23 protein-coding genes are annotated in these 25,612 nt (G+C 54.5%); 10 read left to right on the forward strand and 13 right to left on the reverse strand.

The window, feature by feature from the left end:
- Positions 1 to 46: 46 nt before the first annotated feature.
- Positions 47 to 1,465 (reverse strand): multidrug resistance outer membrane protein MdtQ, encoded by a 1,419-nt coding sequence (gene mdtQ, locus ACQG22_RS15580; RefSeq protein WP_129327885.1) that lies wholly within the window; start codon positions 1,463 to 1,465, stop codon positions 47 to 49.
- A 204-nt stretch (positions 1,466 to 1,669) separates the two neighbouring features.
- Between mdtQ and yohP the strand changes: the two genes are divergently transcribed.
- A complete protein-coding gene (gene yohP / locus ACQG22_RS15585; protein WP_000698460.1) occupies positions 1,670 to 1,753 on the forward strand; it encodes a small membrane protein YohP in 84 nt (27 codons plus the stop codon).
- Between the two features lie 90 nt (positions 1,754 to 1,843).
- On the opposite strand, the gene dusC is transcribed toward yohP, so the two are convergent.
- A complete protein-coding gene (dusC, locus tag ACQG22_RS15590; RefSeq protein WP_013097946.1) occupies positions 1,844 to 2,776 on the reverse strand; it encodes a tRNA dihydrouridine(16) synthase DusC in 933 nt (310 codons plus the stop codon).
- A gap of 167 nt (positions 2,777 to 2,943) precedes the next feature.
- On the opposite strand from dusC, the gene ACQG22_RS15595 reads away from it, so the two are divergent.
- The 6 genes from ACQG22_RS15595 (at position 2,944) to ACQG22_RS15620 (ending at position 7,807) form a co-directional block, all read left to right on the forward strand.
- Positions 2,944 to 3,342 carry a CidA/LrgA family protein gene (locus ACQG22_RS15595; RefSeq protein ID WP_023619766.1) on the forward strand — a complete coding sequence of 133 codons (399 nt, stop codon included), beginning with the start codon at positions 2,944 to 2,946 and terminating at the stop codon, positions 3,340 to 3,342.
- Positions 3,339 to 4,034: a CidB/LrgB family autolysis modulator gene (locus ACQG22_RS15600; protein WP_013097948.1), complete on the forward strand. Its 696-nt coding sequence runs from the start codon at positions 3,339 to 3,341 to the stop codon at positions 4,032 to 4,034. Before ACQG22_RS15595 ends, ACQG22_RS15600 begins: the two co-directional genes overlap by 4 nt.
- Positions 4,035 to 4,163: 129 nt before the next feature.
- Entirely contained in the window at positions 4,164 to 5,048 is an 885-nt protein-coding gene (gene cdd, locus ACQG22_RS15605) for a cytidine deaminase (RefSeq protein WP_029883070.1), read from the forward strand.
- Between the two features lie 127 nt (positions 5,049 to 5,175).
- A complete protein-coding gene (gene sanA / locus ACQG22_RS15610; RefSeq protein WP_023619764.1) occupies positions 5,176 to 5,889 on the forward strand; it encodes an outer membrane permeability protein SanA in 714 nt (237 codons plus the stop codon).
- Positions 5,890 to 6,023: 134 nt separating this feature from the next.
- Positions 6,024 to 7,373: a type II toxin-antitoxin system HipA family toxin gene (locus ACQG22_RS15615; protein WP_369706644.1), complete on the forward strand. Its 1,350-nt coding sequence runs from the start codon at positions 6,024 to 6,026 to the stop codon at positions 7,371 to 7,373.
- Positions 7,370 to 7,807 (forward strand): helix-turn-helix transcriptional regulator, encoded by a 438-nt coding sequence (locus tag ACQG22_RS15620; RefSeq protein ID WP_029883072.1) that lies wholly within the window; start codon positions 7,370 to 7,372, stop codon positions 7,805 to 7,807. The genes ACQG22_RS15615 and ACQG22_RS15620 overlap by 4 nt, the downstream gene beginning before the upstream one ends.
- A 51-nt stretch (positions 7,808 to 7,858) precedes the next feature.
- Here the strand turns inward: ACQG22_RS15620 and mglC are convergent, their stop codons facing one another.
- The 7 genes from mglC to ACQG22_RS15655 form a co-directional block, all read right to left on the reverse strand.
- On the reverse strand, positions 7,859 to 8,869 hold the full coding sequence (mglC, locus tag ACQG22_RS15625; RefSeq protein WP_013097952.1) for a galactose/methyl galactoside ABC transporter permease MglC: 1,011 nt from the start codon (positions 8,867 to 8,869) through the stop codon (positions 7,859 to 7,861).
- A gap of 15 nt (positions 8,870 to 8,884) precedes the next feature.
- Positions 8,885 to 10,405, reverse strand: coding sequence for a galactose/methyl galactoside ABC transporter ATP-binding protein MglA (gene mglA / locus ACQG22_RS15630; RefSeq protein WP_029883073.1), 1,521 nt, complete (start codon positions 10,403 to 10,405; stop codon positions 8,885 to 8,887).
- 80 nt (positions 10,406 to 10,485) lie between these two features.
- The gene (gene mglB, locus ACQG22_RS15635; RefSeq protein ID WP_014832691.1) at positions 10,486 to 11,484 is read right to left on the reverse strand and encodes a galactose/glucose ABC transporter substrate-binding protein MglB; all 999 of its coding nucleotides are present in this window, start codon (positions 11,482 to 11,484) and stop codon (positions 10,486 to 10,488) included.
- A gap of 295 nt (positions 11,485 to 11,779) precedes the next feature.
- Positions 11,780 to 12,802: an HTH-type transcriptional regulator GalS gene (gene galS / locus ACQG22_RS15640; RefSeq protein WP_020690130.1), complete on the reverse strand. Its 1,023-nt coding sequence runs from the start codon at positions 12,800 to 12,802 to the stop codon at positions 11,780 to 11,782.
- Between the two features lie 155 nt (positions 12,803 to 12,957).
- Positions 12,958 to 14,115 (reverse strand): DUF418 domain-containing protein YeiB, encoded by a 1,158-nt coding sequence (gene yeiB / locus ACQG22_RS15645; RefSeq protein ID WP_020690129.1) that lies wholly within the window; start codon positions 14,113 to 14,115, stop codon positions 12,958 to 12,960.
- A gap of 18 nt (positions 14,116 to 14,133) precedes the next feature.
- Positions 14,134 to 14,802, reverse strand: a complete 669-nt coding sequence (folE, locus tag ACQG22_RS15650; RefSeq protein ID WP_013097957.1) for a GTP cyclohydrolase I FolE — start codon at positions 14,800 to 14,802, stop codon at positions 14,134 to 14,136.
- A 102-nt stretch (positions 14,803 to 14,904) separates the two neighbouring features.
- Positions 14,905 to 16,053: a YbfB/YjiJ family MFS transporter gene (locus ACQG22_RS15655; protein WP_013097958.1), complete on the reverse strand. Its 1,149-nt coding sequence runs from the start codon at positions 16,051 to 16,053 to the stop codon at positions 14,905 to 14,907.
- A 138-nt stretch (positions 16,054 to 16,191) separates the two neighbouring features.
- Between ACQG22_RS15655 and fghA the strand changes: the two genes are divergently transcribed.
- On the forward strand, positions 16,192 to 17,028 hold the full coding sequence (gene fghA, locus ACQG22_RS15660; RefSeq protein WP_095427709.1) for an S-formylglutathione hydrolase: 837 nt from the start codon (positions 16,192 to 16,194) through the stop codon (positions 17,026 to 17,028).
- 52 nt (positions 17,029 to 17,080) lie between these two features.
- Here fghA and cirA read toward each other — a convergent pair whose 3' ends face one another.
- The 3 genes from cirA to yieE form a co-directional block, all read right to left on the reverse strand.
- Positions 17,081 to 19,051, reverse strand: a complete 1,971-nt coding sequence (cirA, locus tag ACQG22_RS15665) for a catecholate siderophore receptor CirA (protein ID WP_369706643.1) — start codon at positions 19,049 to 19,051, stop codon at positions 17,081 to 17,083.
- 226 nt (positions 19,052 to 19,277) lie between these two features.
- Positions 19,278 to 20,747, reverse strand: coding sequence for an amino acid permease (locus ACQG22_RS15670; protein ID WP_013097961.1), 1,470 nt, complete (start codon positions 20,745 to 20,747; stop codon positions 19,278 to 19,280).
- Between the two features lie 158 nt (positions 20,748 to 20,905).
- A complete protein-coding gene (yieE, locus tag ACQG22_RS15675) occupies positions 20,906 to 21,772 on the reverse strand; it encodes a DNA-binding transcriptional regulator YeiE (protein WP_029883079.1) in 867 nt (288 codons plus the stop codon).
- A 97-nt stretch (positions 21,773 to 21,869) separates the two neighbouring features.
- Here yieE and ACQG22_RS15680 point away from each other — a divergent pair, with 97 nt between their 5' ends.
- On the forward strand, positions 21,870 to 22,916 hold the full coding sequence (locus ACQG22_RS15680; RefSeq protein WP_013097963.1) for a YeiH family protein: 1,047 nt from the start codon (positions 21,870 to 21,872) through the stop codon (positions 22,914 to 22,916).
- Positions 22,917 to 22,980: 64 nt separating this feature from the next.
- Entirely contained in the window at positions 22,981 to 23,838 is an 858-nt protein-coding gene (gene nfo, locus ACQG22_RS15685) for a deoxyribonuclease IV (protein WP_369467583.1), read from the forward strand.
- 74 nt (positions 23,839 to 23,912) lie between these two features.
- On the opposite strand, the gene fruA is transcribed toward nfo, so the two are convergent.
- Positions 23,913 to 25,598: a PTS fructose transporter subunit IIBC gene (fruA, locus tag ACQG22_RS15690; protein WP_023619758.1), complete on the reverse strand. Its 1,686-nt coding sequence runs from the start codon at positions 25,596 to 25,598 to the stop codon at positions 23,913 to 23,915.
- Positions 25,599 to 25,612: the final 14 nt, after the last annotated feature.

The following is a 25,612-nucleotide window of genomic DNA, read 5'->3' on the forward strand; positions in this document are numbered from 1 at the left end:
ACCTCCTGAAGAACGGCAAAGAGGTAAGTATAGATAATGACCCTGATTAGCCATGATGATAACCACCACCCAGCGCGGAGGTGAGCTGTAGCGTGGCGTCAATATACTCACCCTGCAGCATCAATCCGGCGAGATGTTCCTTCAGCGCTGGAATTCTGGCTTCACTGACGCGCGAGCCGGCAATAATTCCGGCGCTAAAACGTGCCTGCGCCAGCGCCACCACGCGCGCCGCATCTTTTTCTACCTGCTGCTGATGCTGATTTTTCGCCGTCAGCATTTCTACTTCGCTGGCCGTGCGCGCCACCTGGTTCACGGCATTTACCACCGCCTTGTTGTAGTTCGCCACCGACAGATTGTTCTGCGCCTGGGCAATATCCAGCTGCGCGTTCAGCCTGCCGCTGTCAAAAATGGGCAGAGTCAGCCCGGCGGTCACACCCATTTGCTGAGCTGAAGAACGGAACAGATCGCTCAGGTGCAGGGCATCCTGTTGTAAAAACGCCATCAGATTCACATCAGGATAAAACGCCGCTCTGGCGGCATCGACCTCGCTCATTGACGCTTCGATATACCAGTGCGCCGCCTGCAGATCCGGCCGTCGGGCCAGCAGTTCATATCCCAGCGTCGACGGTAACGACGCTTCAACCGTCGGTAAGGCATGCCGTGTGAGCGCCAGCGCGGGGGTATTAGTCAACGCGTTCAGACGCGCCTCGATGGCTTTCATTTTGCCGTGAACCTCTGCGATCTGCTCTTCGGTTTTGCTGGCACTGATGTCGGTTTCGACACCTTCCACAGAGGAGGTGATCCCGTGCTGATACAGCTCGCGATCGGCACCGATGATATTGTCCTGTTGGGATTTGATCTGCGTGAGGACCTCCTCCACGGCGGCCTGAGTTTGCCAGTCCCAGTAGAGCCGCGCCACGCTGCTGGCAAGCAGTTGACGGGTCTGCTCAAGCTCCGCTTTTTGCGCATTCACCTTGCCTATCCGGGCCTCCAACCGGGCGCGATTTTTGCCCCACAAATCCAGATCCCAGCCCGCAGTCAGACCAAAGGTACCGTTGGTATACCAGGGGCCGGTGGTGCCCGCAGCCGGGTCGGTTATGGCAAAGGGCCCCATCAGCCCTTCAGCGGACATTTTCTGACGTTCAGCATCGGCCGAAAAATCAACTTGCGGGCCGTCGGCCGCCAGGGCTGCTTTGGCCTGGGCTTCGGCAAGGGTAATACGCTGACGGGCAATCTGCATATCGGGCGCATCGCTTAATGCTTTGGCAATTAGCTTATCAAGCTGCGGATCGTTATACGCTTTCCACCATGCATTTTTCGGCCAGTCCTGATGAGGAAGCACCGTATTAACCGACGCCGTGAGTGACTGGGTATTAAAGGGAGTTACCGTGGCATGTTGCGGCGCACAGCCGGCCAGAATAACGGCAAAGGGAGCACTCAGAGATAAAATAAGAAAACGTTTCATTACGCCATTCACGCCAAAAAATAAAGGCGCAAAGTACGCCTGATGTCTCTCTTTTTTTTAGTAATGCGTGGCAATGCGCAAATTGTCATACATTTTTGTAATTAGAAAATTATACATGCCGAGAATAAGTCAAACTAACAAATTCATCTTAATTATAAATCGCCTGCTACACTTACTGTTGACATACATACGCAGGAGAAGGGAATGAAAATATTATTGTGGGCCATTTTAATTATATTTCTGATAGGACTGCTGGTAGTAACGGGTGTGTTCAAGATGATTTTCTGATTCATTTGCCCGGCACCGCGCCGGGCAAAGGTCAACCAGCCCATGCGTCTGGTCCAGCGCTTCACAGGGATAATTGCGGTCACACGCTTATTATTTTGCCTGGATCACCCGCGCAATATCCGCAGAAGTCTGTAATGTCCGAATCTCCTGAAATAACCCCAGCGCTTCATCGTACTCTTTGCGTAAATAGCTGAGCCACTGTTTGATGCGCGCCACGTGATATAGCCCGGTGTCGCCCTGCTTTTCCAGACGGCTATATTTTTGCAGCAGCGTCACAACATCAGCCCACGGCATACGCGGCTCGTTATATTTAATCACCCGGCTGAGGTTAGGCACATTCAATGCCCCGCGGCCGATCATCACCGCCTCGCAGCCGGTGGCCTTGAGACAGGCCTGCGCGCTCTGGTAATCCCAGATTTCACCGTTGGCGATCACCGGAATGCTGAGGCGTTTGCGGATCTCACCAATTGCCTGCCAGTTAATGCGCTCGGCTTTGTAGCCATCTTCTTTGGTGCGGCCATGCACCACCAGTTCAGTAGCCCCGGCCTGCTGCACCGCATCGGCAATTTCAAACTGCCGCGCGTCGCTGTCCCAGCCCAGGCGCACTTTCACCGTCACCGGCAAATGGGCAGGCACGGCTTCACGCATCGCTTTCGCGCCACGGTAAATCAGCTCAGGATCTTTCAGCAGCGTCGCCCCGCCGCCGCTGCCGTTCACCAGCTTCGACGGGCAGCCACAGTTGAGATCGACCCCGTAAGAGCCCAGCTCGACGGCACGGGCGGCGTTCTCGGCCAGCCATTCAGGATACTGGCCCAGCAGCTGAATACGCACCAGCGTGCCGGAGGTAGTCCGGCTCTGACGGTGCAGCTCCGGGCAGAGTCTGTAAAACGATTTTACCGGCAACAACATATCGACCACGCGCAAAAACTCCGTCACGCAGAGATCGTAATCGTTCACCTCGGTCAGAAGTTCACGCACGAGGGAGTCGAGCACGCCTTCCATTGGGGCCAGTAAAACACGCATAGCAGTACCTGTGAAAAAAGACGCGCTATAGTAATCGCTCTGTATGTATGTTGAAAGCACGACGTTCTATTCTGGAATGACGGGTATGCTTAAAATTCATGATGTGATCCATGGCACACTTTCGGGTTTAATTGTATGATGAATGCGTTTCAGCAAGGATTTTAACCATGAGAAAATCATTGAACATTATCTGGCAATATCTGCGCGCATTCGTCCTGATTTACGCCTGCCTGTACGCCGGGATTTTCATCGCTTCCCTGCTTCCTATCACCATTCCCGGCAGCATTATCGGCATGCTGATCCTCTTTGTTCTGCTGGCGTTGCAAATTCTGCCCGCTAAGTGGGTCAACCCGGGCTGCTTCGTTCTTATTCGCTATATGGCGCTACTGTTCGTGCCGATTGGCGTCGGGGTCATGCAGTACTTCGATCTGCTTAAAGCCCAGTTCGGCCCGATTGTCGTCTCCTGCGCGGTCAGTACGCTGGTGGTTTTCCTTGTGGTGAGCTGGAGTTCGCATCTGGTACATGGCGAACGTAAAGTGGTTGGACAGAAAGGAACAAAACAATGATGGCCAATATCTGGTGGTCGCTGCCATTAACCCTGGCGGTATTCTTCGCGGCACGCAAACTTGCCGCCCGGTTCAAGATGCCGCTGCTTAACCCGTTGCTGGTGGCGATGGTGGTGATTATCCCGTTCCTGCTGCTTACCGGTATTCCTTACGAACGCTATTTTGCCGGGAGCAAAATTTTAAACGACCTGCTACAACCCGCCGTGGTCGCACTCGCGTTTCCTTTATATGAACAGCTGCACCAGATCCGCGCCCGCTGGAAATCCATTATTACCATCTGTTTTGTGGGGAGCCTGGTGGCGATGATCACCGGTACTTCAGTCGCACTGCTGATGGGGGCCTCTGCGCAAATTGCCGCCTCTATTCTGCCGAAATCGGTGACCACGCCTATCGCCATGGCCGTGGGCGGCAGCCTCGGCGGCATTCCTGCCATCAGCGCCATGTGCGTGATCTTTGTCGGCATACTGGGCGCCGTGTTTGGCCATACCCTGCTCAATGTCATGCGCATTCATACCAAAGCCGCACGCGGTCTGGCGATGGGCACCGCGTCGCACGCGCTGGGCACCGCCCGCTGTGCGGAGCTGGATTATCAGGAGGGGGCGTTCAGCTCGCTGGCACTGGTGATCTGCGGAATCATGACCTCGCTGATGGCGCCGTTCATTTTCCCCGTGATTCTGGCGGTGATGGGCTAAAATTTGCGATGCGTCGCGCAAATTTCATTTTGCTTTCATAAGTTGCATACATAATGAGATATGGATCACATATAAAGCCCCAGCGGCTCCGTACACTACCGATCCATTAACCTTTATGAGGCAAACGCCATGCATCCACGTTTTCAAGCGGCTTTCGCCCGGCTTGCAGAGAATTTGCAATCAGCTCTGGCCCCGATTCTGGCGGATGAGCATTTCCCCGCCCTGCTCACCGCTGAGCAGATCACCACGCTGAAACAGGCCACGGATCTTGACGAAGACGCGCTGGCTTTCGCATTGCTGCCGCTGGCTGCCGCCTGTGCACGTGCCGATCTTTCCCACTTTAACGTTGGCGCCATTGCGCGCGGCGTCAGCGGAACCTGGTACTTCGGCGGAAACATGGAGTTCCTGGGCGCAACCATGCAGCAGACTGTTCATGCGGAACAGAGCGCCATCAGCCACGCCTGGCTGCGCGGCGAAAAGGCCCTGAGCGCCATTACCGTGAACTACACCCCGTGCGGGCACTGCCGTCAGTTTATGAATGAACTGAACAGCGGGCTGCAGCTGCGCATTAATCTGCCGGGTCGCGCGCCGCACACGCTGGGCGACTACCTGCCTGACGCCTTCGGTCCGAAAGATCTTGAAATCAAAACCCTGCTGATGGATGAGCAGGACCACGGTTTCGCGCTGACCGGTGATGACCTGACCCAGGCGGCCATCCGCGCTGCCAACAAGAGCCACACGCCGTACAGCAAATCCCCGAGCGGCGTGGCACTGCAATGCCGCGATGGGCGTATTTTTAGCGGCAGCTATGCCGAAAACGCCGCGTTTAACCCAACGCTGCCACCGCTGCAGGGCGCACTGAACCTGCTGAGCCTGAACGGCTATGACTACCCGGATATTCAGCGCGCCATTCTGGCAGAAATTGCCGATGCACCGCTGATTCAATGGGATGCCACCGCCGCCACCCTGAAAGCGCTGGGCTGCACGTCAATCGAGCGTGTATTGCTGGCGTGATCCTTTTGGCGGGCAGACATGCCCGCCCGTTTTGCTGAAAAAGCCTTCAGTTGATGCGCTGTTTCTTGCGCTAACCAGGCGGGTACAGTAGCCTGAGTTAAATTCACCTTCGGTACGAGCCATCTGCATGTTAAAGCGCGTTTTTTACAGCCTGTCTGTCCTGGTCGGCATACTGCTGTTGATCGTGCTGGGTCTCGACCGGTGGATGAGCTGGAAAACGGCCCCCTACATTTTTGATGACCTGCAGGACCTGCCCTATCGCCAGGTGGGTGTGGTGCTCGGCACCGCAAAGTATTACCGCACCGGTGTCATCAATCAGTATTACCGCTACCGTATTCAGGGCGCGCTCAACGCCTACAACAGCGGCAAGGTCAATTACCTGCTGTTAAGCGGCGATAACGCGCTGCAAAGCTACAACGAACCGGTCACCATGCGCAAAGACCTGATTGCCGCAGGCGTTGATCCGGCAGATATCGTGCTCGACTACGCCGGGTTCCGCACGCTCGACTCCATCGTGCGCACGCGCAAAGTGTTCGACACCAACGACTTCATCATCATCACCCAGCGCTTCCACTGCGAACGTGCGCTGTTTATCGCGCTGCACATGGGCATTCAGGCGCAGTGTTATGCGGTGCCCTCGCCAAAAGATATGCTGAGCGTGCGTGTGCGTGAGTTTGGCGCTCGCTTTGGCGCGCTGGCCGATCTCTATATCTTCAAACGTGAACCGCGCTTTTTAGGCCCACTGGTGCCAATTCCGGCCATGCATGAAGTGCCGGAAGATGCGCAGGGTTATCCGGCGGTGACGCCGGAGCAGTTGCTGGACATGCAGAAGAAAAAGTAATCAAATTCTATAATGCGTGATATAACACGCACTACTCTGTCATCAGATACCTAATGAGTGATATAAGTGGCACTAGTTGCCATTTTCATTAACAATGAGTAATATTTTACTCATTGCTGTTTTATGGAGGTGAGATGGAGACGTTAACCGTACAAGCATATCTGAATGAAACATGGACGGATATCGCCCTCATCAAATATCCGGGAAGCGAAAAAAATGACTGGAACACCACACAGTTAGACTATCTTACTGAGTATGCGATTAATTTTCTTGACTATGATGATTTTCACGCGGTCTCAGTCAACCACCCTGTATCACTCTTTTTTGATGACCAGGGTCAACCGGGCTGGCTGCGATTTATCGACGATATCATTCCTGCCGGAGCCAGTCGCCGTTATTGGATAAATGCACTCGATATCAGTGAGTTGCCTGTTGGTCAGCAGAATTTTTTATTGTTGAAATTTGGCACAATGTCCCCTGTCGGGAATTTGCGTATAAAAGAATCCGTTCCTGAATGGAATGAATTCGCACGCACTAAAACGTTTACTGTTTCGGACGTCATCGATCGTGCGGCAGATTTTCTGGATTATGCCCAGGAAAGAGGCGCGGCGGCGGGTGGCGCAACCGGCGCTGGGGGTGAAGCGCCGAAACTGTTGCTGCGCTGTAGTGAAACGGATTCCATCTGGATCGATACCTGGCAAAACGAGCCGGATAACCGGGACCGCTATTATTTGGTTAAATATCCACGCGGAAACAGAACAGAAGTTGATTGTAATATTCTCCGGGCTGAATTTCATTATTACCATGAGCTTAACGCGATGGGCTTTTCCACGATCCCAGTGGACACAATGCGCCTTGAAGAAGGTAGCCACTATCCTTCTCTGTGGTTGCCACGTTTCGACATAATGAGAAATGAGCAGGATCAACTGATCAGGCTGGGTATGGAATCGGTGTATTCACTATTACAAAAAGCACCCGGTACTCTCCTGGATCATGAGGCAACGCTGCGCGCGTTAATTAATAAAATTACCTCCAGCCATATGGTTCAGCAGCAGGGCTATCAATTTGATATCCCTGGTTTTGTAACAGAATGGGTACGTCGCGATCTGTTAAATATTATTTTTGGGAATAGTGACAACCATGGGCGAAATACCGCCTTTGTGAAAGCTGAAAATCACATTATGCTCTCCCCTGTTTATGACTTTGCTCCAATGAAAGCCGATCCAGAGGGGATACCGCGAACCCTAAAGTGGTCATTATCTTGTGAATCAGGGGGGGATTATAATTTCAACGCTATCGCGCAAGCGCTGGCGGAGTGGATCCCTCCCACAACTTTACTTGACGCTCTGCATGATACAGCCGTCCAGCTCATCGATCTCCCGGAAAGGCTGGAGGCGCGAGGCGTTCCCGACCAGATAATGGAAATGCCCGCGATTGGTTTTCGCTATATTCCGAATAAACTTTCTCGTTGGGGTTTATTATGAAAATATCTAATAAATCTGAATCAGAGCTTCTACAAACATTAGCCCGGGTACGCAGCGTAAATGAAAAGCGACGTCATGATGAGGATGAAGATCCGGACAAGTCATCGGTAGTAAAGAGGCAACGCGTTTCATCAGGCTTAACACGGATTAGTACTCTTGATCGCCAGGCTGTACTGCATGCAGCCATACGGGACATTTTACTGGGTAAAATCACACAGGGTGAGGCGCTGAAAAGACTCAGGGTCGAAGTGTTGGGGATGAAGCAGGATGAGTATGCAAAGCTGGTCAGCGTATCCCGGAAAACATTGTCGGATGTAGAAAATGGCAGAGGTAATTATTCCGCTGACATTATAAATAAAATCTTTAAACCCTTTGGGCTTCAAACCGGACTGGTGCCCATTTCCAAATCGCTTATAGCTTCACTTTTCACGTAAAAAACCCGCATGCCGTTCACGGGCAGCGGGTTTTATTTATTCGCCTGATAATTATTTCTTACGCGCGTATTTCAGTGAATCCAGTGCAACCGCGAAGATGATAATGGCACCCTTGATGATGTACTGCCAGTACGGGTTCACGCCGATGTAGGTCAGACCATAGTTGATGACCGTAAAGATGATCACACCGGTGACCACGCCAAGCACGGTTCCCACACCGCCGCTGAAGGAGACCCCGCCCACCACGCAGGCGGCAATCGCATCCAGTTCGTACATAAAGCCGAGGTTGTTGGTGGCAGAGCCGATACGGCCCGCTTCCAGCATCCCGCCGAAGGCATAGAACACACCGGACAGGGCATAAATCATCAGCAGGTTCAGGGCCACGTTAACGCCGGACACTTTCGCTGCTTCCGGGTTGCCCCCGATGGCGAAGATGTTCTTACCAAAGCGGGTTTTGTTCCACAGGATCCAGACGAACGCCACCGCAATCAACGCGTAGAAAGTGATGTACGACAGGCGGAAGCTGCCCAGCGCAATAAACCCTTGCGTGAAGGTCGAGAAGCCGCTGTCGAAGCCCGAGATAGGGGATGCACCGACGAAGTCGTAGTACAGGGAGTTGATACCGTAAACGATGATCATCGTACCCAGGGTGGTGATAAATGGCGTCACGTTCAGGTAAGCGATGATGATACCGTTAATCAGACCAATCACCGCACCGATGGCGCAGACAATCAGGATCACCACGAAAATGGGCATGGTCGCCATTTCCGGGAACACCTTGTTGGCGTTTTCCATCGACTGCAACAGGGTTGCCGCGATCACCGCCGCCAGGCCGACCTGGCGCCCTGCGGAAAGGTCAGTCCCCTGGGTGACGATGAGCCCCGCCACGCCCAGCGCGATGATAATACGCACGGAAGACTGAGTCAGAATGTTACTCAGGTTCAGCAGACTTAAGAACGTAGGGTCCTGGAAAATGATAATGGCCAGCAATACTAAAAGAACAACGTAAATACCGCCTTCTTTCAGATAAGTGAGAAAACTTTTTTTATTTAACGCACTCATGAGGAGCCCCTGATCTTAAAGGTGCAAAGACGCTAAACGCAAAATTTCGTTTTGCGTTGTCGTTTTCGTGTCAACAATACCGGCAACGAGACCATTGCTCATAACCAGAATACGGTCTGTGATCCCTAACAATTCCGGCATTTCGGAAGAGATAATAATGATCCCTTTATCCTTTTTCGCCAGTTCAGCGATCAGCTGATAAATTTCAAACTTCGCGCCGACGTCAATACCGCGGGTTGGTTCATCCAGCATCAGAATTTCTGGCTGCGTTAATAACCAACGACCGATAATGACTTTTTGCTGGTTACCGCCCGACAACGAACCAATTTGCGTACGATGCCCCGGCGTTTTTACGCGCATAGAGTCAATAACCCACTGGGTATCACTCTTCATGCGGGAGTTATCCAGCAGACCCACTTTGTTTTTATAGTTGCGGATATTAGAAATTAACGAGTTAAAGTTAATATCCAGATAGGCATAAATACCGGTCGAACGCCGCTCTTCCGTCACCAGCGCAAAACCATTATTAATGGCTTCGTTGGCGTTGTGGTTGTTAATTTTCTTACCGTGCAGCGTGATGGTGCCTTCGGCTTTCTCGCGAATACCAAACAGGGTTTCGACGATATCGGTACGTTTTGCCCCGACCAGGCCTGCAATGCCCAGAATTTCGCCCTTGTGCAGGTCGAAGGAGACGTCGCGAATAGAGGGCTGACGCAGCGAGGTCAGGTTACGCACCTCAAGGATCACCTCACCCGGCTTGTTCTCTTTGTCCGGGAAACGCTGGTTCAGGGAACGGCCCACCATCATGGCGATGATCTTGTCCATGTCCAGCCCTTCGAGAGGCTGAGTGGCAATCCACTGACCGTCGCGCAGGATGGTTATCTCATCACACAGCTGGAAGATCTCTTCCATTTTATGGGAGATATAAACAATGCCGCAGCCGCGATCTTTTAGCTTACGAATAATGGTAAAAAGGTGGTTAACCTCTTTTTCCGTTAATGACGATGTCGGTTCATCCATGATGACAATTTTGGCATCATAGGAGAACGCTTTAGCAATTTCGATCATCTGCATTTGCGAGACGGATAATGTTCCCACGCGGGCGCGCGGATCAATATCAATATCCAGCTCATCGAAAATGGCTTTGGTGTCACGGTACATTTTGTCCTGATCGACAAAAACACCTTTGGTTGGATAACGTCCCAACCACATATTATCCATTACCGAGCGTTGCAGTACCAGGTTCAATTCCTGGTGAACCATAGAGATACCGTTTTCCAGTGCTTCTTTCGCTGAATGGAAATCGATCTCTTTCCCCTGAAAAAGAATGCTGCCAGAATCTTTTTGATAGATCCCAAAAAGACATTTTAATAATGTTGATTTACCGGCACCGTTTTCACCCATTAAGGCATGAATTGAATGAGGCCGAACTTTTAAATTAACATTATCGAGTGCCTTAACACCGGGAAACGACTTGTTGATGCCGTTCATTTCCAACAAGAATTCACCGGACGACGGAGTAGTTGTGCTGACCATAATTATACCTTGTTGGCCTCGCATATCGCGTTATAAAAGGGCGCAACATGTTGCGCCCTGTGGAGACATAACTAACTATCTTATTTACCGATAAACTCAGCCAGGTTGGACTGGTCTACGCCCACGTAAGGTACGCGAACGATTTTATTGTCGATTTTCCAGTTGGTGCCATCAGCCGCACCTTTACCGTCGGCCAGGTTTTTCGCCAGATCGAAAGTGGCTTTCGCCTGGTTGTTGGCATCGTTCAGTACGGTACCGGCCATCGCACCTGATTTCACCAGAGCCAGCGCTTCTGGCAGCGCATCCACGCCGAACACAGGGATAGAGGATTTGTTGTGTGCTTTCAGGGCTTCTACCGCACCCATTGCCATCGCGTCGTTGTTAGCGATAACCACTTCAATTTTGTTCGCGTTAGGACCAGACAGCCACGCGTCCATTTTATCTTTCGCCTGAGCGGTATCCCACATCGCGGTATCTAAAGCCAGCTGCTGGGTTTTCAGACCTTTGTCGTTCAGCTCTTTGACAACGTAAGTGGTACGCGCTTCAGCATCCGGGTGGCCTGGCTCGCCTTTCAGCAGCACGAACTGGATCTGGCCGTCTTTGTTCAGATCCCAGTTCGGGTTGGCCGCCCAGTGTTTCGCGATCAGATCGCCCTGGATAATACCGGACTCTTTGGAGTCAGTACCGACGTAATACGCTTTGTCATAGCTGTCCAGCGCTTTACGGGAAGGTTCTTTGTTGAAGAAGACGATTGGCACGTTCTGGCCGCGCGCTTTCTCGATAACTGTGCCTGCAGCAGCCGGGTCAACCAGGTTGATTGCCAGTGCCTTCACGCCTTTTGCCAGCAGGACGTCAATCTGGTCGTTCTGTTTGGACTGGTCGTTCTGGGAGTCATTCATCAGCAGCTGAACATCTGGCGCTGCTTTAGCATCTTTCTCGATCGCTTTACGCACAACAGACATGAAGTTGTCGTCGTATTTATAGATAGTCACACCAATACGGGTATCCGCAGCGTGCGCTGCTGCACCAAAAAGCATGCTTGCCATTACAGCAGACAGAGTCAACACCTTCTTATTCATGGTATCTCCGGTTTTTTTTATGCAGGGTAGTTCTTGTGAATAACGATCGGCGGGCAGGTGTTAATAAAACGTTACTGACAGCCGAAGTTCACTTATAAAATTTCTATCTTCCGTGTTCGGTAACGCTCCAGAAATGCGTTTTATTCGTTGTTTGCGGCACGTTGGCTATAGTGAAAGTGAATAATCACTGTTACATAGCGTTTCAGCCCCTAAAACGCTGACATCATAGTCAGCGCCTTGTTAAGATACTGTGAATTTACTCACAGATTGAAAACGGTTACATCAGCTGGCTTTATCAGTTAGTGATCGGAACCACAATTTGCCGGGCAGAGACCGAATGGCGGCGCACTAACGTCGGCATGAAACAGTGTGTTGCTCCCGTATCAAGCAGCCCTGCCGCGCCCTGTAACGCCAGCTCAGTCGCCAGTTTGGCCATCGAGACAATGGGATAGCGTACCGTTGTCAGCTGCGGGTCGGTGTAACGGGCAATGGGAATATCGTCAAAACCGATCAACGACAAATGCTGTGGCACCGCAATGCCGTTATCTTTTAACGCCGTCAGTGCTCCGGCAGCCATACTGTCGTTGTAGGCAAACACCGCGGAGAGCTGCAGGTTACGGCCCAGCAGCTCGACCATCGCCGCCTCCCCTCCCTGCATGTCCGGGGTACCGGTGCCTACCCAGCTTTCAGCAGGCGCAATGCCGTGCTCTTTCAGGGCGTTTTGCCAGCCTTCGCGACGCAGTTCGTCGTCCTCTATCGCGTGGCTGGAGGCCAGATAACCGATTCGCTGGTGCCCGTTATTAATCAGCATGCGCGTGGCCATCATGGCGCCGCTCACGTTATCCAACCCCACGCAACGGTGGGCATAGCCGGGCACAATCCGGTTGATGAGCACCATGCCGGGGATTTGCTCCATAAATCCGGCAAGTTCCTCATCACTCAGGGCTTTTGAATGCACAATCAGCGCGTTACAACGCTGGCGGATCAGCACTTCGATGGCATAGCGCTCTTTTTCTGCTTCATGATAGCTGTTGCCGATCAGCACATACTTCTGGTGCTGCTGGGCGACAACATCCACCGCTTTCACCAGCGCGCCAAAAAACGCATCCGACACGTCCATCACCACCACGCCAATGGTGTCACTGACCTGCGTAGCCAGCGCCTGCGCGTTAGCATTGGGCCGGTAACCCAGTTGGGTCACGGCTTTCATTACGGTTTCACGGGTTTCAGGGCTGACCAGCGCGCTGTTGTTCAGCACGCGAGAGACGGTGGCCACAGAAACGCCCGCCTGACGGGCGACGTCACGAATGGTGATCATATTCACCATCCTTAAATGGATTGCAGCAACTCACAGACACCCCCTGTGTTTAGCAAGGTGGCTATTTTGGCAGCGAGAGAAAGGGGACTACGTGAAGAAGCTCACACAGATGAAAACGGTTACATCCATTTTGTTAATGATTGTGATCCAGATCGTTATCTGGATGTATTATTCAATGAAACACCTGATGCTTTTGCGGTTAACTGACGCCACGCCCACTCCAGGGGCCCCTGGCGGAAATACCGCAGCCAGATAACCGAAAACGCCAGGTTTATCGTCCAGACCGGAAGAACAAACGCCACCAGCGTAAGGCGGTCGAATTTCATAAACAGGCCGAATCGATAGAACAGCGTGGTGCAGATGAGGGTCTGCAGAATGTAATTGCTTAACGCCATGCGGCCAACACAGGCCACGGCACTGACAATCCAGAGGCGGGAGAGCTGCGGCCAGTAGCCATAGATGAGCGCGGCGTAGCCGATGGTCTGGAACGGGGCACCGAGCTCGCGCGGAACCTGTAGCAGGAAAGCGCACCAGCGGTAATCCCAGTGAAGATGCCACTGCGCAATCACCGCAGGGAGATTGATCGCCACGCCCAGCAGCACCAGCAAGACGCCTGTGCGACGATAGTGGCGCAGGCTAAATTCCCCTTTCAGCCAGCCGGTGCGCATCAGGGATGCGCCCATCAGCATCATCCCCGCCAGCTGCCAGCCGTATTGCGCCCCCAGCGCCAGCAGGTTATCGCCCAGCATATCCGCGCGATTGCTTATCGCTTCCGCGCCGCCTTTTAGCTTCCAGAACTGCTCATACTGCAGGTTGGCGGCGTCCGGTATCCACGAGCGGCTTGTTGCGTCGCCGGCGATCATCCCCAGCAACAGCAGCACGCCAAGCCCCATGACATAGAGCATCACGCCGGTGTTAAACAGGCTTTTGACGCTATGCGCATCACGGATGAGTCGCCAGCAAATCAGCCCGACTAATCCATAGGCGAGAAGAATATCACCGTCCCAGAAGAACAGGCCGTGAATAAAGCCAAGGAGCACCAGCAGGGTCAGACGTGACTGGATCCAGCGGGTGCCGCGTTTGAGCAGGAGTTGCAGACCGGCGCCAAACAGCAGCGCAAAGAGGGTGAGGAATTTCACCTGAGCAAAGAGATCGAGGATTGCCCACGTCCAGGCATCGCGACGGGTGATCTCGCCATACCAGGCGGGGTTGAGATAAGCGGCCTTCGGCAGACCGAAGGCGCTGATATTAAGCAGCAGGATACCGAGAATGGCGACGCCGCGAACAAAATCGAGCGTGACGTTTCGCTCCATGGTCCCTGCCCTGTCTGATTAGTTGTGGTGACGCACGGCGCGCAGGAACTCCTGGCGGGTGTTCTGGCTGGATTTAAACAGACCGCCCAGCGACGTGGTGGTGGTCGCACTGGTGGCATCACGTACACCGCGCGCCTTCACGCAGTAGTGAACCGCGTCAATGGAGACCGCGACGTTATTGGTGCCCAGCAGCGTTTGCAGCGCAGTCAGGATCTGCTGCGTCAGACGCTCCTGCACCTGTGGGCGTTGGGCAAAGAACTGCACGATACGGTTGATTTTGGACAGACCAATCACCGTATCTTTTGGAATGTAAGCCACGGTCGCTTTACCGTCGATGGTCACGAAGTGGTGCTCGCAGGTGCTGGTCAGCGTGATATCGCGCACCGTCACCATCTCATCCACCTTCATTTTGTTTTCAATGACGGTGATTTTCGGGAAGTTGGCGTAGTCCAGGCCGGAGAAAATTTCGTCGACATACATTTTTGCGATGCGATGCGGCGTTTCCATCAGACTGTCGTCGCTCAGATCGAGATTCAGCAGTTGCATGATCTCGGTCATGTGCCCGGCAATCAGACGTTTACGGGTTTCATTATCCACTTCCTGAACGGGTGGACGCAGTGGCGTTTCAAGACCGCGCGCAACCAGGGCTTCGTGGACAAGGGCCGCTTCTTTACTGAGTGATGACATTCTTTTCTCCTGCAGGTGTGGCGTCTTTTGCCCTCGTTGTGGCAAAAGTGTGCGCTCATTGTGCGTGAGGCCGCGCACATAATCCAGTATTCACGACGATAATTATTGCAATTGCTGCTGCCTTTCGGCCTGACGGTTCCACACCAGCGCGCCCGCAATGAACAGCGCAATGCCCGCCAGCCCCAGCGCAGGCTCAAGCTTGTGGGTAAGCCAGGTGGATAACGCCGAGGTCATCGGCCCCACCAGCTGTCCAATGGCATAACCGGTAGTCAGTAGCCCCGCCATATAGCGGGTATGTTCGGGTGCCAGCTCGCGCCCGTAGAGTAAAGAGAGCTGAACGGCACACAGGAATCCGCCGCCGACCAGCAGGCCGCCCGTCAGCAAGCCGCCAATTCCCGGCAGTAGCCACGCCGCCAGCACACCCGCCCCCTGTAACCACAGCACGATAGCCAGCCTGCGGTTCGAGGTAGAGGTGTGACGCAAAACGATACTGAGCACGATGCCCACAACAGCGGCAGCGCCAAATATCGGCCAGACAAACTGTGCAAACAGGCTGCCGGGAAAACGCACGGCCGCCATTTGTGATAAAAATGTTGCAGGCAGGATGTAGCCAAATCCGGCCAGGCTGTAGCTCCAGACCAGGCACTTCAAATCTTTCGTCAGAATAAGGGGTTCAGGCGCGCTGCCCGGCCGGTGCAGTTGCCCGGCACGCGGTAAATAGCGGGCAACCAGTGCGATAAGCACCAGCGCCAGCACGCCGTAAATCTGCCATGCGGCCCCGGCCGACAACGCTTTTGCGTGAATATAGACCGCAAGCAGTCCGCTCAGGGCGATACCTGCGCCCGGCCCGGCAAACACGGCCGCGCTCAAACCCGGTTTACCCAGTTGCCCCAGCCGCTCGTTGGTCCAGGCGGCAATCAGCACCATCGACCAGCCGCTCATGCAGCCAATCACAAAGCGCAGCAGACCATGTACCAGCGCGTTATCCGCTGCGGCGGAAAGCAGCGTCAGCGCCACAGCGCCAGTAATACCCAGCCAAAGGCGGGTTTCAACGAAGCGATGGGCGCGCATCGCATCCCATGCGCCCACCAGATAGCCCAGATAGTTCATCGCCGCCACCAGACCTGCGCTGGTGAGCGTGAGTTGCCCGGCGGCAATCATCAGCGGCACCTGAGGGGTAAACGCGAAGCGCCCAATTCCCATCGCTACCACCAGAACCACAAATCCACTGAGCGCAATTCGCAGCGCCATGACCGCTCCAGTTGTTAATAAAAAGTAAATTTATGATGCAGGATCTCGCTGTCTTGCGAAAGTGAAAGTTGCTCACAGGTAAATGAAAACTCTGTATTATGGGCTGAATGAATAGCAATTCGCATTAAGGAGCCTTGCATGGAACTGCTCGAAGAGCATCGTTGTTTTGAAGGTCGACAGCAGCGCTGGCGCCACGACTCCACTGTCCTGAACTGTGCCATGACGTTCAGCATTTTCCTGCCGCCCACTGAAGAGGGTGCTAAGCCCCCGGTTCTGTTCTGGCTCTCGGGATTAACCTGTAACGATGAGAATTTCACCACCAAAGCGGGCGCGCAGCGTGTGGCGGCTGAGCTGGGTATCGCCCTGGTGATGCCAGACACCAGCCCGCGTGGCGATGAGGTGGCGGACAATGCCGGATATGATCTGGGCAAAGGGGCCGGGTTCTATCTGAACGCCACAGAGCAGCCGTGGGCGAGCCATTACCGCATGTACGACTACATTGCCGACGAGCTGCCAGCCCTGATCCAGCGTGAGTTTGCAGTAAGCAACCGGTGTGCCATCAGCGGGCATTCCATGGGTGGGCACGGCGCGTTGATCATGGCGCTAAAAAATCCTGGCAGATACACCAGCGTTTCCGCGTTTGCGCCAATTGTAAACCCCACCCAGGTACCGTGGGGGCAGAAAGCCTTTACGAACTATCTGGGCGATGACGCACAACGCTGGCAGGAGTGGGACAGCTGTGCCCTGATGCTGGCGAGCCAGCCTGGAAATGCGATCCCGACGCTTGTCGATCAAGGTGATGCGGATCAGTTCCTGGCCGGACAGCTACAGCCCGCCGTGCTGGCTGAAGCCGCACGTCAGAAAGACTGGCCGCTGACGCTGCGTATTCAGCCCGGATATGACCACAGCTACTATTTCATTGCATCCTTTATTGAGGATCACCTCCGCTTCCATGCGGAGCATTTGTTCGGGTAAGTGCGGTCTTTTTTGCCCGGTAAGCGAAGCGCCACCGGGCATGAAAACCACATCAGAACTTATAATCCACACCCACAAAGTAGCGGCGGCCATCTTCCGTGTAGCTGTAATCGTCGCGGCTCAGATCTTTATCCAGCATGTTCTGCACGCCCGCGCGCAGCTTCACGCTTTTCGTTGCCTGCCATGCCGCGCCGGTATTCCAGATGACATAGCCGCCCGGCGTTGCGTCTGCGCTGGTTAACGCACGTTTCTCGCCGGTGTAGTGGCCCTGGACGTAGAACGACCAGTCCTGCGTCGCCTTCCAGTCCACGGTACCGTTGGCGGTATGGAACGGCAGTTCGGACAGCGGTTTGTTACCGCCGTTGCTGATATCACGCCCGTCGTTGTAGGTATAGTTCAGCGTCAGCTTCCAGTCCTCAGCCACCGGGATCTTCAGCTCGGTTTCCACGCCACGAATACGCGCCTTGTTGACGTTGTAATAGCGGAAGATCGGTTCACCGTCAGCATTCAGCCCCACGTAGTTCGGGTAGCTCTTAGCCTGGTTAACGTTCGCCGTACGGCTGATGCTGATACGGTCATCAACATTGTTCTGGAAGGTGGTAATGCTGGCCTGCACGCCCTCTAACCATCCCTCTTCCCCGCTGTAGTACAGCCCGAGTTCAAAGCTTTCGCTGGTTTCCGGTTTCAGGTTCGGGTTACCGACAATCTCGCAGGCACCGCGACACGATCCGGTGATCCAGTCCGGACTCAGTTGCAGCAGGGATGGCGCTTTAAACGCGGTTGCCCAGCCCCCTTTCACCGTGACGGTATCGGTCGCGTTATAGACCAGATACGCTCGCGGACTCCAGTGATCGCCGTAGGTGTCGTGGTCGTCCATACGGATGCCGGTAGTCAGCGCCAGCGGTTCAAATATCCGCCATTCATCTTCAAGGAAGAGAGCATACTGGCTGGTAGAGGTCGCGCTGCCGGAGCCCCCGGTCAGGTTTACCGGATCTTTCAGCTTGTCGTGACGCCATTCGCCGCCGAAGGTCAGCAGCTGATTGATTTCACCCAGCGGCAGCACGTATTTACCATCAACGGCGTTGCTCTCGGAAGTGATAGTATGGCTGTTACCCGGGTTTTTGTTGTCCACCTTCTCGCCGTAAACTTTCAGTTCGCTGTTGCCTGTCCCCCAGCGGCCGTTGTGGCTCAGGAAGTAGTTCTGGCGCTCAAGGCGATTTTTATCGAGGGAATCGGAATCACGATCCTGGCGGTCGAAACCATAGCCTGCGGTAAAATCATGATTTTCCGTCGGCGTCCAGGCGAATTCCACATTGGCATCGCGGCTGGTGAAGCCCTCAATACGCGGCGTTTCACCGCTCGTTGTGGTAGACGATTCTTGCTGCTTGTCTTTTTCACGCTTAGACACGCTGCCGTAGGCCTTCAGCCCCAGCACGCCGTCCACCAGCGGGCCGCTGGTGTAGAACTGGCCGTTGTTGGTGTCCCCGCGATCGCGGTGTTCCTGAATGGTGGAGTCGGCGCTCAGGGTGCCCGTCCACTTCTGACCGATTTTCTTGGTGATGATGTTCACCACGCCGCCCAGTGCATCTGAACCGTAGAGCGAGGACATTGGCCCGCGCACCACTTCGATCCGCTCGATCGCATCGACCGGAACCCAGTTCAGATCGAAATCGTTATGGCGGAAGACGGCGTTGCGGGAGTTAACACGCTTACCGTCGATCAGGATCAGCGTATAGCTGCTGTCCAGACCGCGAATACTTACCCCTTTACGGTTGTCCCCTTCATTAGTGAGCTGCACGCCCGGTACGTCCTGCAACACATCTTTCAGGTTCTGAACGGGTTTACGCTGCAGGTCTTCCTGGGTGATGACGCTGATGCTCGCCGGCGCGTCCTTCAGGTTTTGCTCAGTCGCTGACGCCGTGACAACCAGTGTGTCGCTGGATTCCGCAGCGATGACAGGCAGTGCCAGGGACATTGCGGACGCACAGAGTCCTCCCCTGACGAAGGGATTCAACCTAAACATTCCATATCTCCATGAGGTAAATACAACTAAATCAAAAGATTATTGCCCACAATGCCTTTTGCTCCGCCCGCATCTCCGGCGGGTCGGTGGTCTGCTTATTTTGACGTAACGATAAAGCAAACGATTATTATTATCAATTAAATTGTTAAAAATTATATCCGTTCTGCATAATGTGGAGATAAAAAAGCCCGCTCAAATGAGCGGGCTAAAAGAGAGGAAGTGCGGTTTATTTGTTAAATCGTTCAGGGAATTCCATTTCACTGTAGCGAACGAAGTGCGTTCCTTTCATCAGCTTGTAACCAAACCAGATCACCAGGAACAGCGGAATACCAATGTAGGTGGCCGTTACGGCGCCCCAGTCAATGGTGTCCGCCAGGAACGCTTCATAGTTCTGGCCCAGGGTGATAATCAGACACAGAATGAAGGCGAAAATCGGCCCCAGCGGGAAGAACCCGGAACGGTACGGCAGGTTGTTCAGATCGTGTCCCTGCATAACATAGCCGCGACGGAAGCGGTAGTGGCTGATGGCAATCCCCAGCCAGGCAATAAAGCCCGTCATACCAGAGGTGTTGAGCAACCACAGGTAGACCGTCTGGTTACCGAACATGGAGGTCAGGAAGCACAGACCAGCAATGACCGTTGTGGCATACAGCGCGTTACGCGGCACACCGCCACGAGACAGTTTTGCAAAAATACGCGGCGCTTTACCGTCACAGGCCAGGGTATAGAGCATACGGGTTGAGGCGTACATACCGGAGTTACCCGCAGACAGCACCGCTGTCAGGATAACGGCATTCATTACCGCCGCCGCAGAGAGCAGACCGGCATGCTGGAAGACCAGCGTGAACGGGCTGACGCTGATGTCTTTGACATCGTTTCGCAGCAGGCTTGGGTCAGTGTATGGGATAATCAGGCTGATAATCAGGATCGCGAACACATAGAACAGCAGAATACGCCAGAATACCTGACGCACCGCGCGCGGAATGTTCTTCTCCGGGTTTTCAGACTCACCGGCGGCAATACCAATCAGCTCGGTGCCCTGGAAGGAGAAGCCAACAATCATCGCCACGCCAATCATCGCCGAGAAACCACCGGCAAACGGCGCATCGCCAATCGTCCAGTTGCTCCACCCGGCCGGTTCCGCCCCTTTGAAAATACCAACGATCATCGCCACACCGACGACGATAAAGATGATGACGGTTGCCACTTTGATCAAAGAGAACCAGTATTCCGCTTCGCCAAAGCCGCGAACGGAGATGTAGTTCAGCAGGAAGATGACCGCGAGGAACAGCGCACTCCAGATCCAGCCTGGCGTGTCCGGGAACCACCAGGTCATAACCAGCTGTGCGGCGACAAGGTCAACGGCGATGGTGACCGCCCAGTTGTACCAGTAGTTCCAGCCCAGCGCGAAGCCAAAGCCTTCTTCAACGTATTTCTGACCGTAGGTCGAAAACGAACCGGATACCGGCATGTACGCGGCCAGTTCGCCCAGGCTGGTCATCAGGAAGTAGACCATCAGGCCAATCAGGATATAAGAGAAAAGTGCCCCACCCGGGCCGGCTGCCGAAATGGTTGCCCCGGAGGCAACGAAAAGACCTGTACCGATTGAGCCGCCGATGGCGATCATCGTCAGGTGACGCGCCTTGAGTTCGCGGCGTAGCGCGGGCGCTTCTGTGGTTTTAGTTTCTGAAACCATGTGAAAATGCTGTCCATTCAATAAATGAGGCGCGATTGTAGCAGACGATCCGCGTTCCTTCCGGCAGAAATACTGAGTTATAAGAGAGCTTCATGACTCGGCCAGGATTATAAGTAAAGCATAATTTTTCCCTCTCCCCATTGGGGTGAGGGGCGCTTTTACATGGCGCAATAGCGCAGAAAACGCTGCAGCGAGCTGGAAAGATGTTTCTGACGATGGTGAATACACCACAACGTGCGCACCAGTTTGGGCAGCGGAAGCGGAACTTCAACCAGCGTTCCGGCCTCAAGCTGTTCAATAATGACCCGTCGTGAAAGGCAGCTGATCCCAAGGCCATGTCGCACCGCATGCTTGATCGCCTCTGAGTTGCCCAGCTCCATCCCCAGCTGGAAATGTGGCAAATGGGAGAGCAGCAGATAATCAACAATTTCCCGCGTGCCGGAGCCCTGCTCACGCAGGATCCACTGCGCCTGCGCCAGACGTTCCAGCGTTACTTCACCCTGCAATAACGACGAGGCGGGTGAAGCGAAGACCACCAGCTCATCTTCCAGCCAGGGTTCCGCAATGATATCGACGTTATGGCATGGCCCTTCGATAAGACCGATATCCACGCGAAAATCGATTACCGCGTTAATCACATCCTGACTGTTCCCCACGCTCATCTCCAGCGGCAGGGTCGGGAAATCCCGGCGATAGCGGGCGATCACTTCCGGCAAGATATAGTTTCCGATGGTGCTGCTGGCATACACGCGGATGGCACCGTTCTCTTCCCGGAAGAGTTGTTCAATTTCCGTTGCCTGTTCCAGCAGTGCCAGCGCGCGGGGATAAAGCAGGCGGCCATGTTCGTTAACCACCAGCCGCTTCCCTACCCTGTCGAAGAGCTGCACGCCCAACTGGCCCTCAAGATCGGTTAACGCGGCGCTGACCGCAGACTGGGAAAGCGAAAGCATCTGCGAGGCCTGGGTCGTCGACCCGCTTTTCAGCACTTCGGCAAAAACTTCCAGCTGACGCAAAGTAATGTGCATGGTTGCTTACCACTTATATAGATTGATTATAAGTATATAATCAATTTTATTTTTAAACCAGCGCGCCGTAACCTTTAGCCAGACAAAGGAGAAGGTTATGTCAGAAATCACCTTACAGCATCATCGTACATTGTGGCACTTCGTGCCGGGTCTTGCGCTCAGCGCGGTCGTCACCGGTGTGGCATTATGGGGCGGCAGCATTCCCGCCGTCGCCGGTGCCGGTTTTAGCGCCTTAACGCTGGCGATCCTGCTCGGCATGGTCGTGGGTAACACCGTTTACCCGCACATCTGGAAGTCCTGTGATGGCGGCGTTATTTTTGCCAAGCAGCATCTGCTGCGCCTCGGGATCATTCTTTACGGCTTTCGCCTCACCTTTTCACAGATTGCGGATGTCGGCATTAGCGGTATCGCCATTGACGTTCTGACCCTGACCAGCACCTTTTTACTGGCCTGCTTTATCGGGCAGAAAATCTTTGGCCTGGATAAACAGACCAGCTGGCTGATCGGTGCCGGGAGCAGTATTTGCGGTGCGGCGGCGGTACTGGCAACCGAACCTGTGGTCAAGGCGGAATCCAGCAAAGTTACGGTGGCGGTCGCGACCGTGGTGATCTTCGGTACGCTGGCTATTTTCCTCTACCCGGCCATGTATCCGCTGGTTGCCCACTGGTTTAGCCCGGAAACCTATGGCATCTACATTGGCTCAACCATGCATGAAGTGGCGCAGGTCGTGGCGGCGGGTCATGCAATTAACCCGGAAGCAGAAAACGCCGCGGTGATTGCTAAAATGCTGCGCGTCATGATGCTGGCACCCTTCCTGATTATCCTGGCCGCCCGCGTGAAACAGCTTGCGCCCGCGGGTGGTAATCAGAAGAGTAAAATCACCATACCGTGGTTTGCGATCCTGTTTATCGTGGTGGCGATTTTCAACTCCTTCCACCTGCTGCCAAAAGCGGTGGTCGATATGCTGGTGACGCTGGATACCGTGCTGCTGGCGATGGCGATGGCGGCGCTGGGGGTGACCACGCACGTCAGCGCGCTGAAAAAAGCCGGTGCGAAACCGCTGCTGATGGCGCTGGTGCTCTTCATCTGGCTGATTGTGGGTGGCGGTGCGATTAACCTCGTGGTTCACAGCCTGATGGCATAAACCACTACATCCTTCCCCTGTTAACCCGTTATGATACGCATTTCGGGTTAACAGGAGTCCCTTTATGAAATACGTTGGAGCGCACGTCAGCGCTGCCGGTGGCCTTGCGAATGCCGCCATTCGCGCCGCCGAAATTGAGGCGACCGCTTTCGCCCTGTTCACCAAAAACCAGCGCCAGTGGCGCGCCGCGCCGCTTACCGCTGACGTCATAGATGATTTCAAAGCCGCCTGTGAGAAGTACCATTACGGGCCGGGTCAAATCCTTCCCCACGACAGCTATCTGATCAACCTCGGTCATCCGGTTCAGGAAGCGCTGGAGAAGTCCCGCGAAGCGTTTCTGGATGAAGTCCAGCGCTGCGAGCAGCTTGGGCTGACGCTGCTGAACTTCCATCCGGGTAGCCATCTGATGCAGATAGACGAAGAGGCCTGCCTGGCACGCATTGCGGAGTCCATTAACATCACGCTGGATAAAACCCAGGGGGTTACCGCAGTGATCGAGAATACCGCCGGTCAGGGCAGCAACCTCGGCTTTAAGTTCGAACATCTGGCTGCCATCATCGACGGCGTGGAAGATAAATCCCGCGTGGGCGTATGTATCGATACCTGTCACGCGTTTGCAGCCGGTTACGACCTGCGTACAACCGAGGCCACGAAAAACACCTTCGATGAGTTCGAACGCGTGGTGGGCTTTAAGTATCTGCGTGGAATGCACTTAAACGATGCCAAAAGCGCCTTTGGCAGCCGCGTAGACCGTCACCACAGCCTGGGTGAAGGTAATATTGGCCATGATGCGTTCCGCTTTATCATGCAGGACGCCCGTTTCGATGGTATCCCCATGGTGCTGGAAACCATCAATCCGGATATCTGGGTGGAAGAGATCGCCTGGCTGAAGGCACAGCAGACCGCTGAACAGGCGGCATAAAAAAAGCCGGATCGCGTTAAGCGTCCGGCTTTTTTATAGGTCGGGTAAGGCGAAACCGCCACCCGACACCACTTTTAGGCTGCTTTTGCCACCGCTTCCGCTTCAGGGCGTTTCAGCACCGCGTAAGAGAGCCCCGCCACCAGCGTACCAGCAACAATCGCCAGCAGGTAACCCAGTACCGGGGTGATAGCGCCTGGGATCAGCAGAACGAACAGACCACCGTGCGGTGCCATCAGCTTCGCGCCAATCGCCATTGAGATAGCCCCGGTCACCGCGCCGCCAACGATACAGCAAGGCAGAACACGCATTGGGTCACGGGCAGCGAACGGAATCGCCCCTTCGGTGATAAAGCACAGGCCCAGTACCAGCGCCGCTTTGCCGCCTTCCTGCTGCGCTTTGTCGAATTTACGACGCGCAATAATCGTTGCCAGGCCAAGCGCCAGCGGTGGCACCATACCGGCTGCCATAATGGCTGCCATTGGCGCGTAGGTCTGGGTACTCAGCAGGCCAACACCGAATGCATAGGCCGCTTTGTTTACCGGACCACCCATGTCGGTACACATCATGCCACCGAGGATAGCACCCAACAGCACCGCGTTTGCCGTGCCCATGGTTTGCAGCCAGTGGGTCAGACCCGCCAGGATACCCGCCACCGGCTTACCAATCAGGTAAATCATCGCCAGACCGACCACCAGGCTTGAAATCAGCGGAATGATCAGAATCGGTTTCAGGGCTTCCATACTTTGCGGCAGCTTCAGCTTCGAGCTGATAAGCTTCGCGACGTAACCCGCCAGGAAACCGGCGATGATACCGCCAATAAAGCCGGAACCGGTGCTCACGGCCAGCATACCGCCGATAAGACCCGGCGTCAGACCCGGACGGTCAGCGATGGAGAAGGCGATAAAGCCTGCCAGCACCGGCACCATCAGCGCGAACGCGGAGCCGCCACCAATCTGCATTAACGCCGCAGCCAGCGTCCCTTCTTCTTTAAATGCGGTGATACCAAACGCGAATGACAGTGCGATACACAGACCGCCCGCCACCACCATCGGCAGCATATAAGACACACCGGTCAGCAGGTGACGATAGGCGCCCGCAGATTCTTTTTTCCCTTCGGTAGCCGGTTTAGCCGCACCGGTTGCCTGATAAGGCTGGGCTTCCACCAGCGCTTTATCAAACTCCTGCGCGGTCTTTTTCAGCGCCAGGCCGGTAGAGGTGCGGTACATCGGTTTACCCGCGAATTTCGCCAGATCAACTTCGATATCCGCCGCAACGATCACCAGATCGGCTTCCGCCACTTCTTCCGGGGTGATGGCATTGCCCGCACCCACCGAGCCACGGGTTTCAACTTTTACCCACCAGCCGCGTTTTTTCGCTTCGGTTTCAATCGCTTCAGCCGCCATAAAGGTATGCGCGACGCCCGTCGGACAAGCTGTCACCGCCACAATGCGTTTCGGGCCCGTGGCAGCAACCGGTGCTGCCGCAGCCGGTGCGCTGTAGACAGACGCGTGGCCTTTCGCTTCGCTCAGGAACAGTTCCGGATGTGCCACCGCGCGATTAATATCGCCCAGCCACACTTTTTTGCCGTTCAGCGCGCTGTCAGCCGGGACCTTATCACCCAGCACAATCGCCAGTTCAGCGTCGCCCGGGTTATCGGTCATTTCCAGATGTGCTTTGTTCGCCGCCGCTCCCAGCAGGGTCTTCGCCATATAGGCGCGAGCCTGTCCGAGACCGGAGTCAATAATCAGCAGCGTTTTCATTATTCCTCTCCTGC

The organism is Enterobacter cloacae complex sp. 309I3 (assembly GCF_050031595.1).
Classification (GTDB): Bacteria; Pseudomonadota; Gammaproteobacteria; order Enterobacterales; family Enterobacteriaceae; genus Enterobacter; species Enterobacter cloacae.

Coding starts and splice junctions, on each gene's coding strand:
- mdtQ (WP_129327885.1), bottom strand. CDS start 1,465: ATGAAACGTTTTCTTATTTTATCTCTGAGTGCTCCCTTTGCCGTTATT.
- yohP (WP_000698460.1), top strand. CDS start 1,670: ATGAAAATATTATTGTGGGCCATTTTAATTATATTTCTGATAGGACTG.
- dusC (WP_013097946.1), bottom strand. CDS start 2,776: ATGCGTGTTTTACTGGCCCCAATGGAAGGCGTGCTCGACTCCCTCGTG.
- ACQG22_RS15595 (WP_023619766.1), top strand. CDS start 2,944: ATGAGAAAATCATTGAACATTATCTGGCAATATCTGCGCGCATTCGTC.
- ACQG22_RS15600 (WP_013097948.1), top strand. CDS start 3,339: ATGATGGCCAATATCTGGTGGTCGCTGCCATTAACCCTGGCGGTATTC.
- cdd (WP_029883070.1), top strand. CDS start 4,164: ATGCATCCACGTTTTCAAGCGGCTTTCGCCCGGCTTGCAGAGAATTTG.
- sanA (WP_023619764.1), top strand. CDS start 5,176: ATGTTAAAGCGCGTTTTTTACAGCCTGTCTGTCCTGGTCGGCATACTG.
- ACQG22_RS15615 (WP_369706644.1), top strand. CDS start 6,024: ATGGAGACGTTAACCGTACAAGCATATCTGAATGAAACATGGACGGAT.
- ACQG22_RS15620 (WP_029883072.1), top strand. CDS start 7,370: ATGAAAATATCTAATAAATCTGAATCAGAGCTTCTACAAACATTAGCC.
- mglC (WP_013097952.1), bottom strand. CDS start 8,869: ATGAGTGCGTTAAATAAAAAAAGTTTTCTCACTTATCTGAAAGAAGGC.
- mglA (WP_029883073.1), bottom strand. CDS start 10,405: ATGGTCAGCACAACTACTCCGTCGTCCGGTGAATTCTTGTTGGAAATG.
- mglB (WP_014832691.1), bottom strand. CDS start 11,484: ATGAATAAGAAGGTGTTGACTCTGTCTGCTGTAATGGCAAGCATGCTT.
- galS (WP_020690130.1), bottom strand. CDS start 12,802: ATGATCACCATTCGTGACGTCGCCCGTCAGGCGGGCGTTTCTGTGGCC.
- yeiB (WP_020690129.1), bottom strand. CDS start 14,115: ATGGAGCGAAACGTCACGCTCGATTTTGTTCGCGGCGTCGCCATTCTC.
- folE (WP_013097957.1), bottom strand. CDS start 14,802: ATGTCATCACTCAGTAAAGAAGCGGCCCTTGTCCACGAAGCCCTGGTT.
- ACQG22_RS15655 (WP_013097958.1), bottom strand. CDS start 16,053: ATGGCGCTGCGAATTGCGCTCAGTGGATTTGTGGTTCTGGTGGTAGCG.
- fghA (WP_095427709.1), top strand. CDS start 16,192: ATGGAACTGCTCGAAGAGCATCGTTGTTTTGAAGGTCGACAGCAGCGC.
- cirA (WP_369706643.1), bottom strand. CDS start 19,051: ATGTTTAGGTTGAATCCCTTCGTCAGGGGAGGACTCTGTGCGTCCGCA.
- ACQG22_RS15670 (WP_013097961.1), bottom strand. CDS start 20,747: ATGGTTTCAGAAACTAAAACCACAGAAGCGCCCGCGCTACGCCGCGAA.
- yieE (WP_029883079.1), bottom strand. CDS start 21,772: ATGCACATTACTTTGCGTCAGCTGGAAGTTTTTGCCGAAGTGCTGAAA.
- ACQG22_RS15680 (WP_013097963.1), top strand. CDS start 21,870: ATGTCAGAAATCACCTTACAGCATCATCGTACATTGTGGCACTTCGTG.
- nfo (WP_369467583.1), top strand. CDS start 22,981: ATGAAATACGTTGGAGCGCACGTCAGCGCTGCCGGTGGCCTTGCGAAT.
- fruA (WP_023619758.1), bottom strand. CDS start 25,598: ATGAAAACGCTGCTGATTATTGACTCCGGTCTCGGACAGGCTCGCGCC.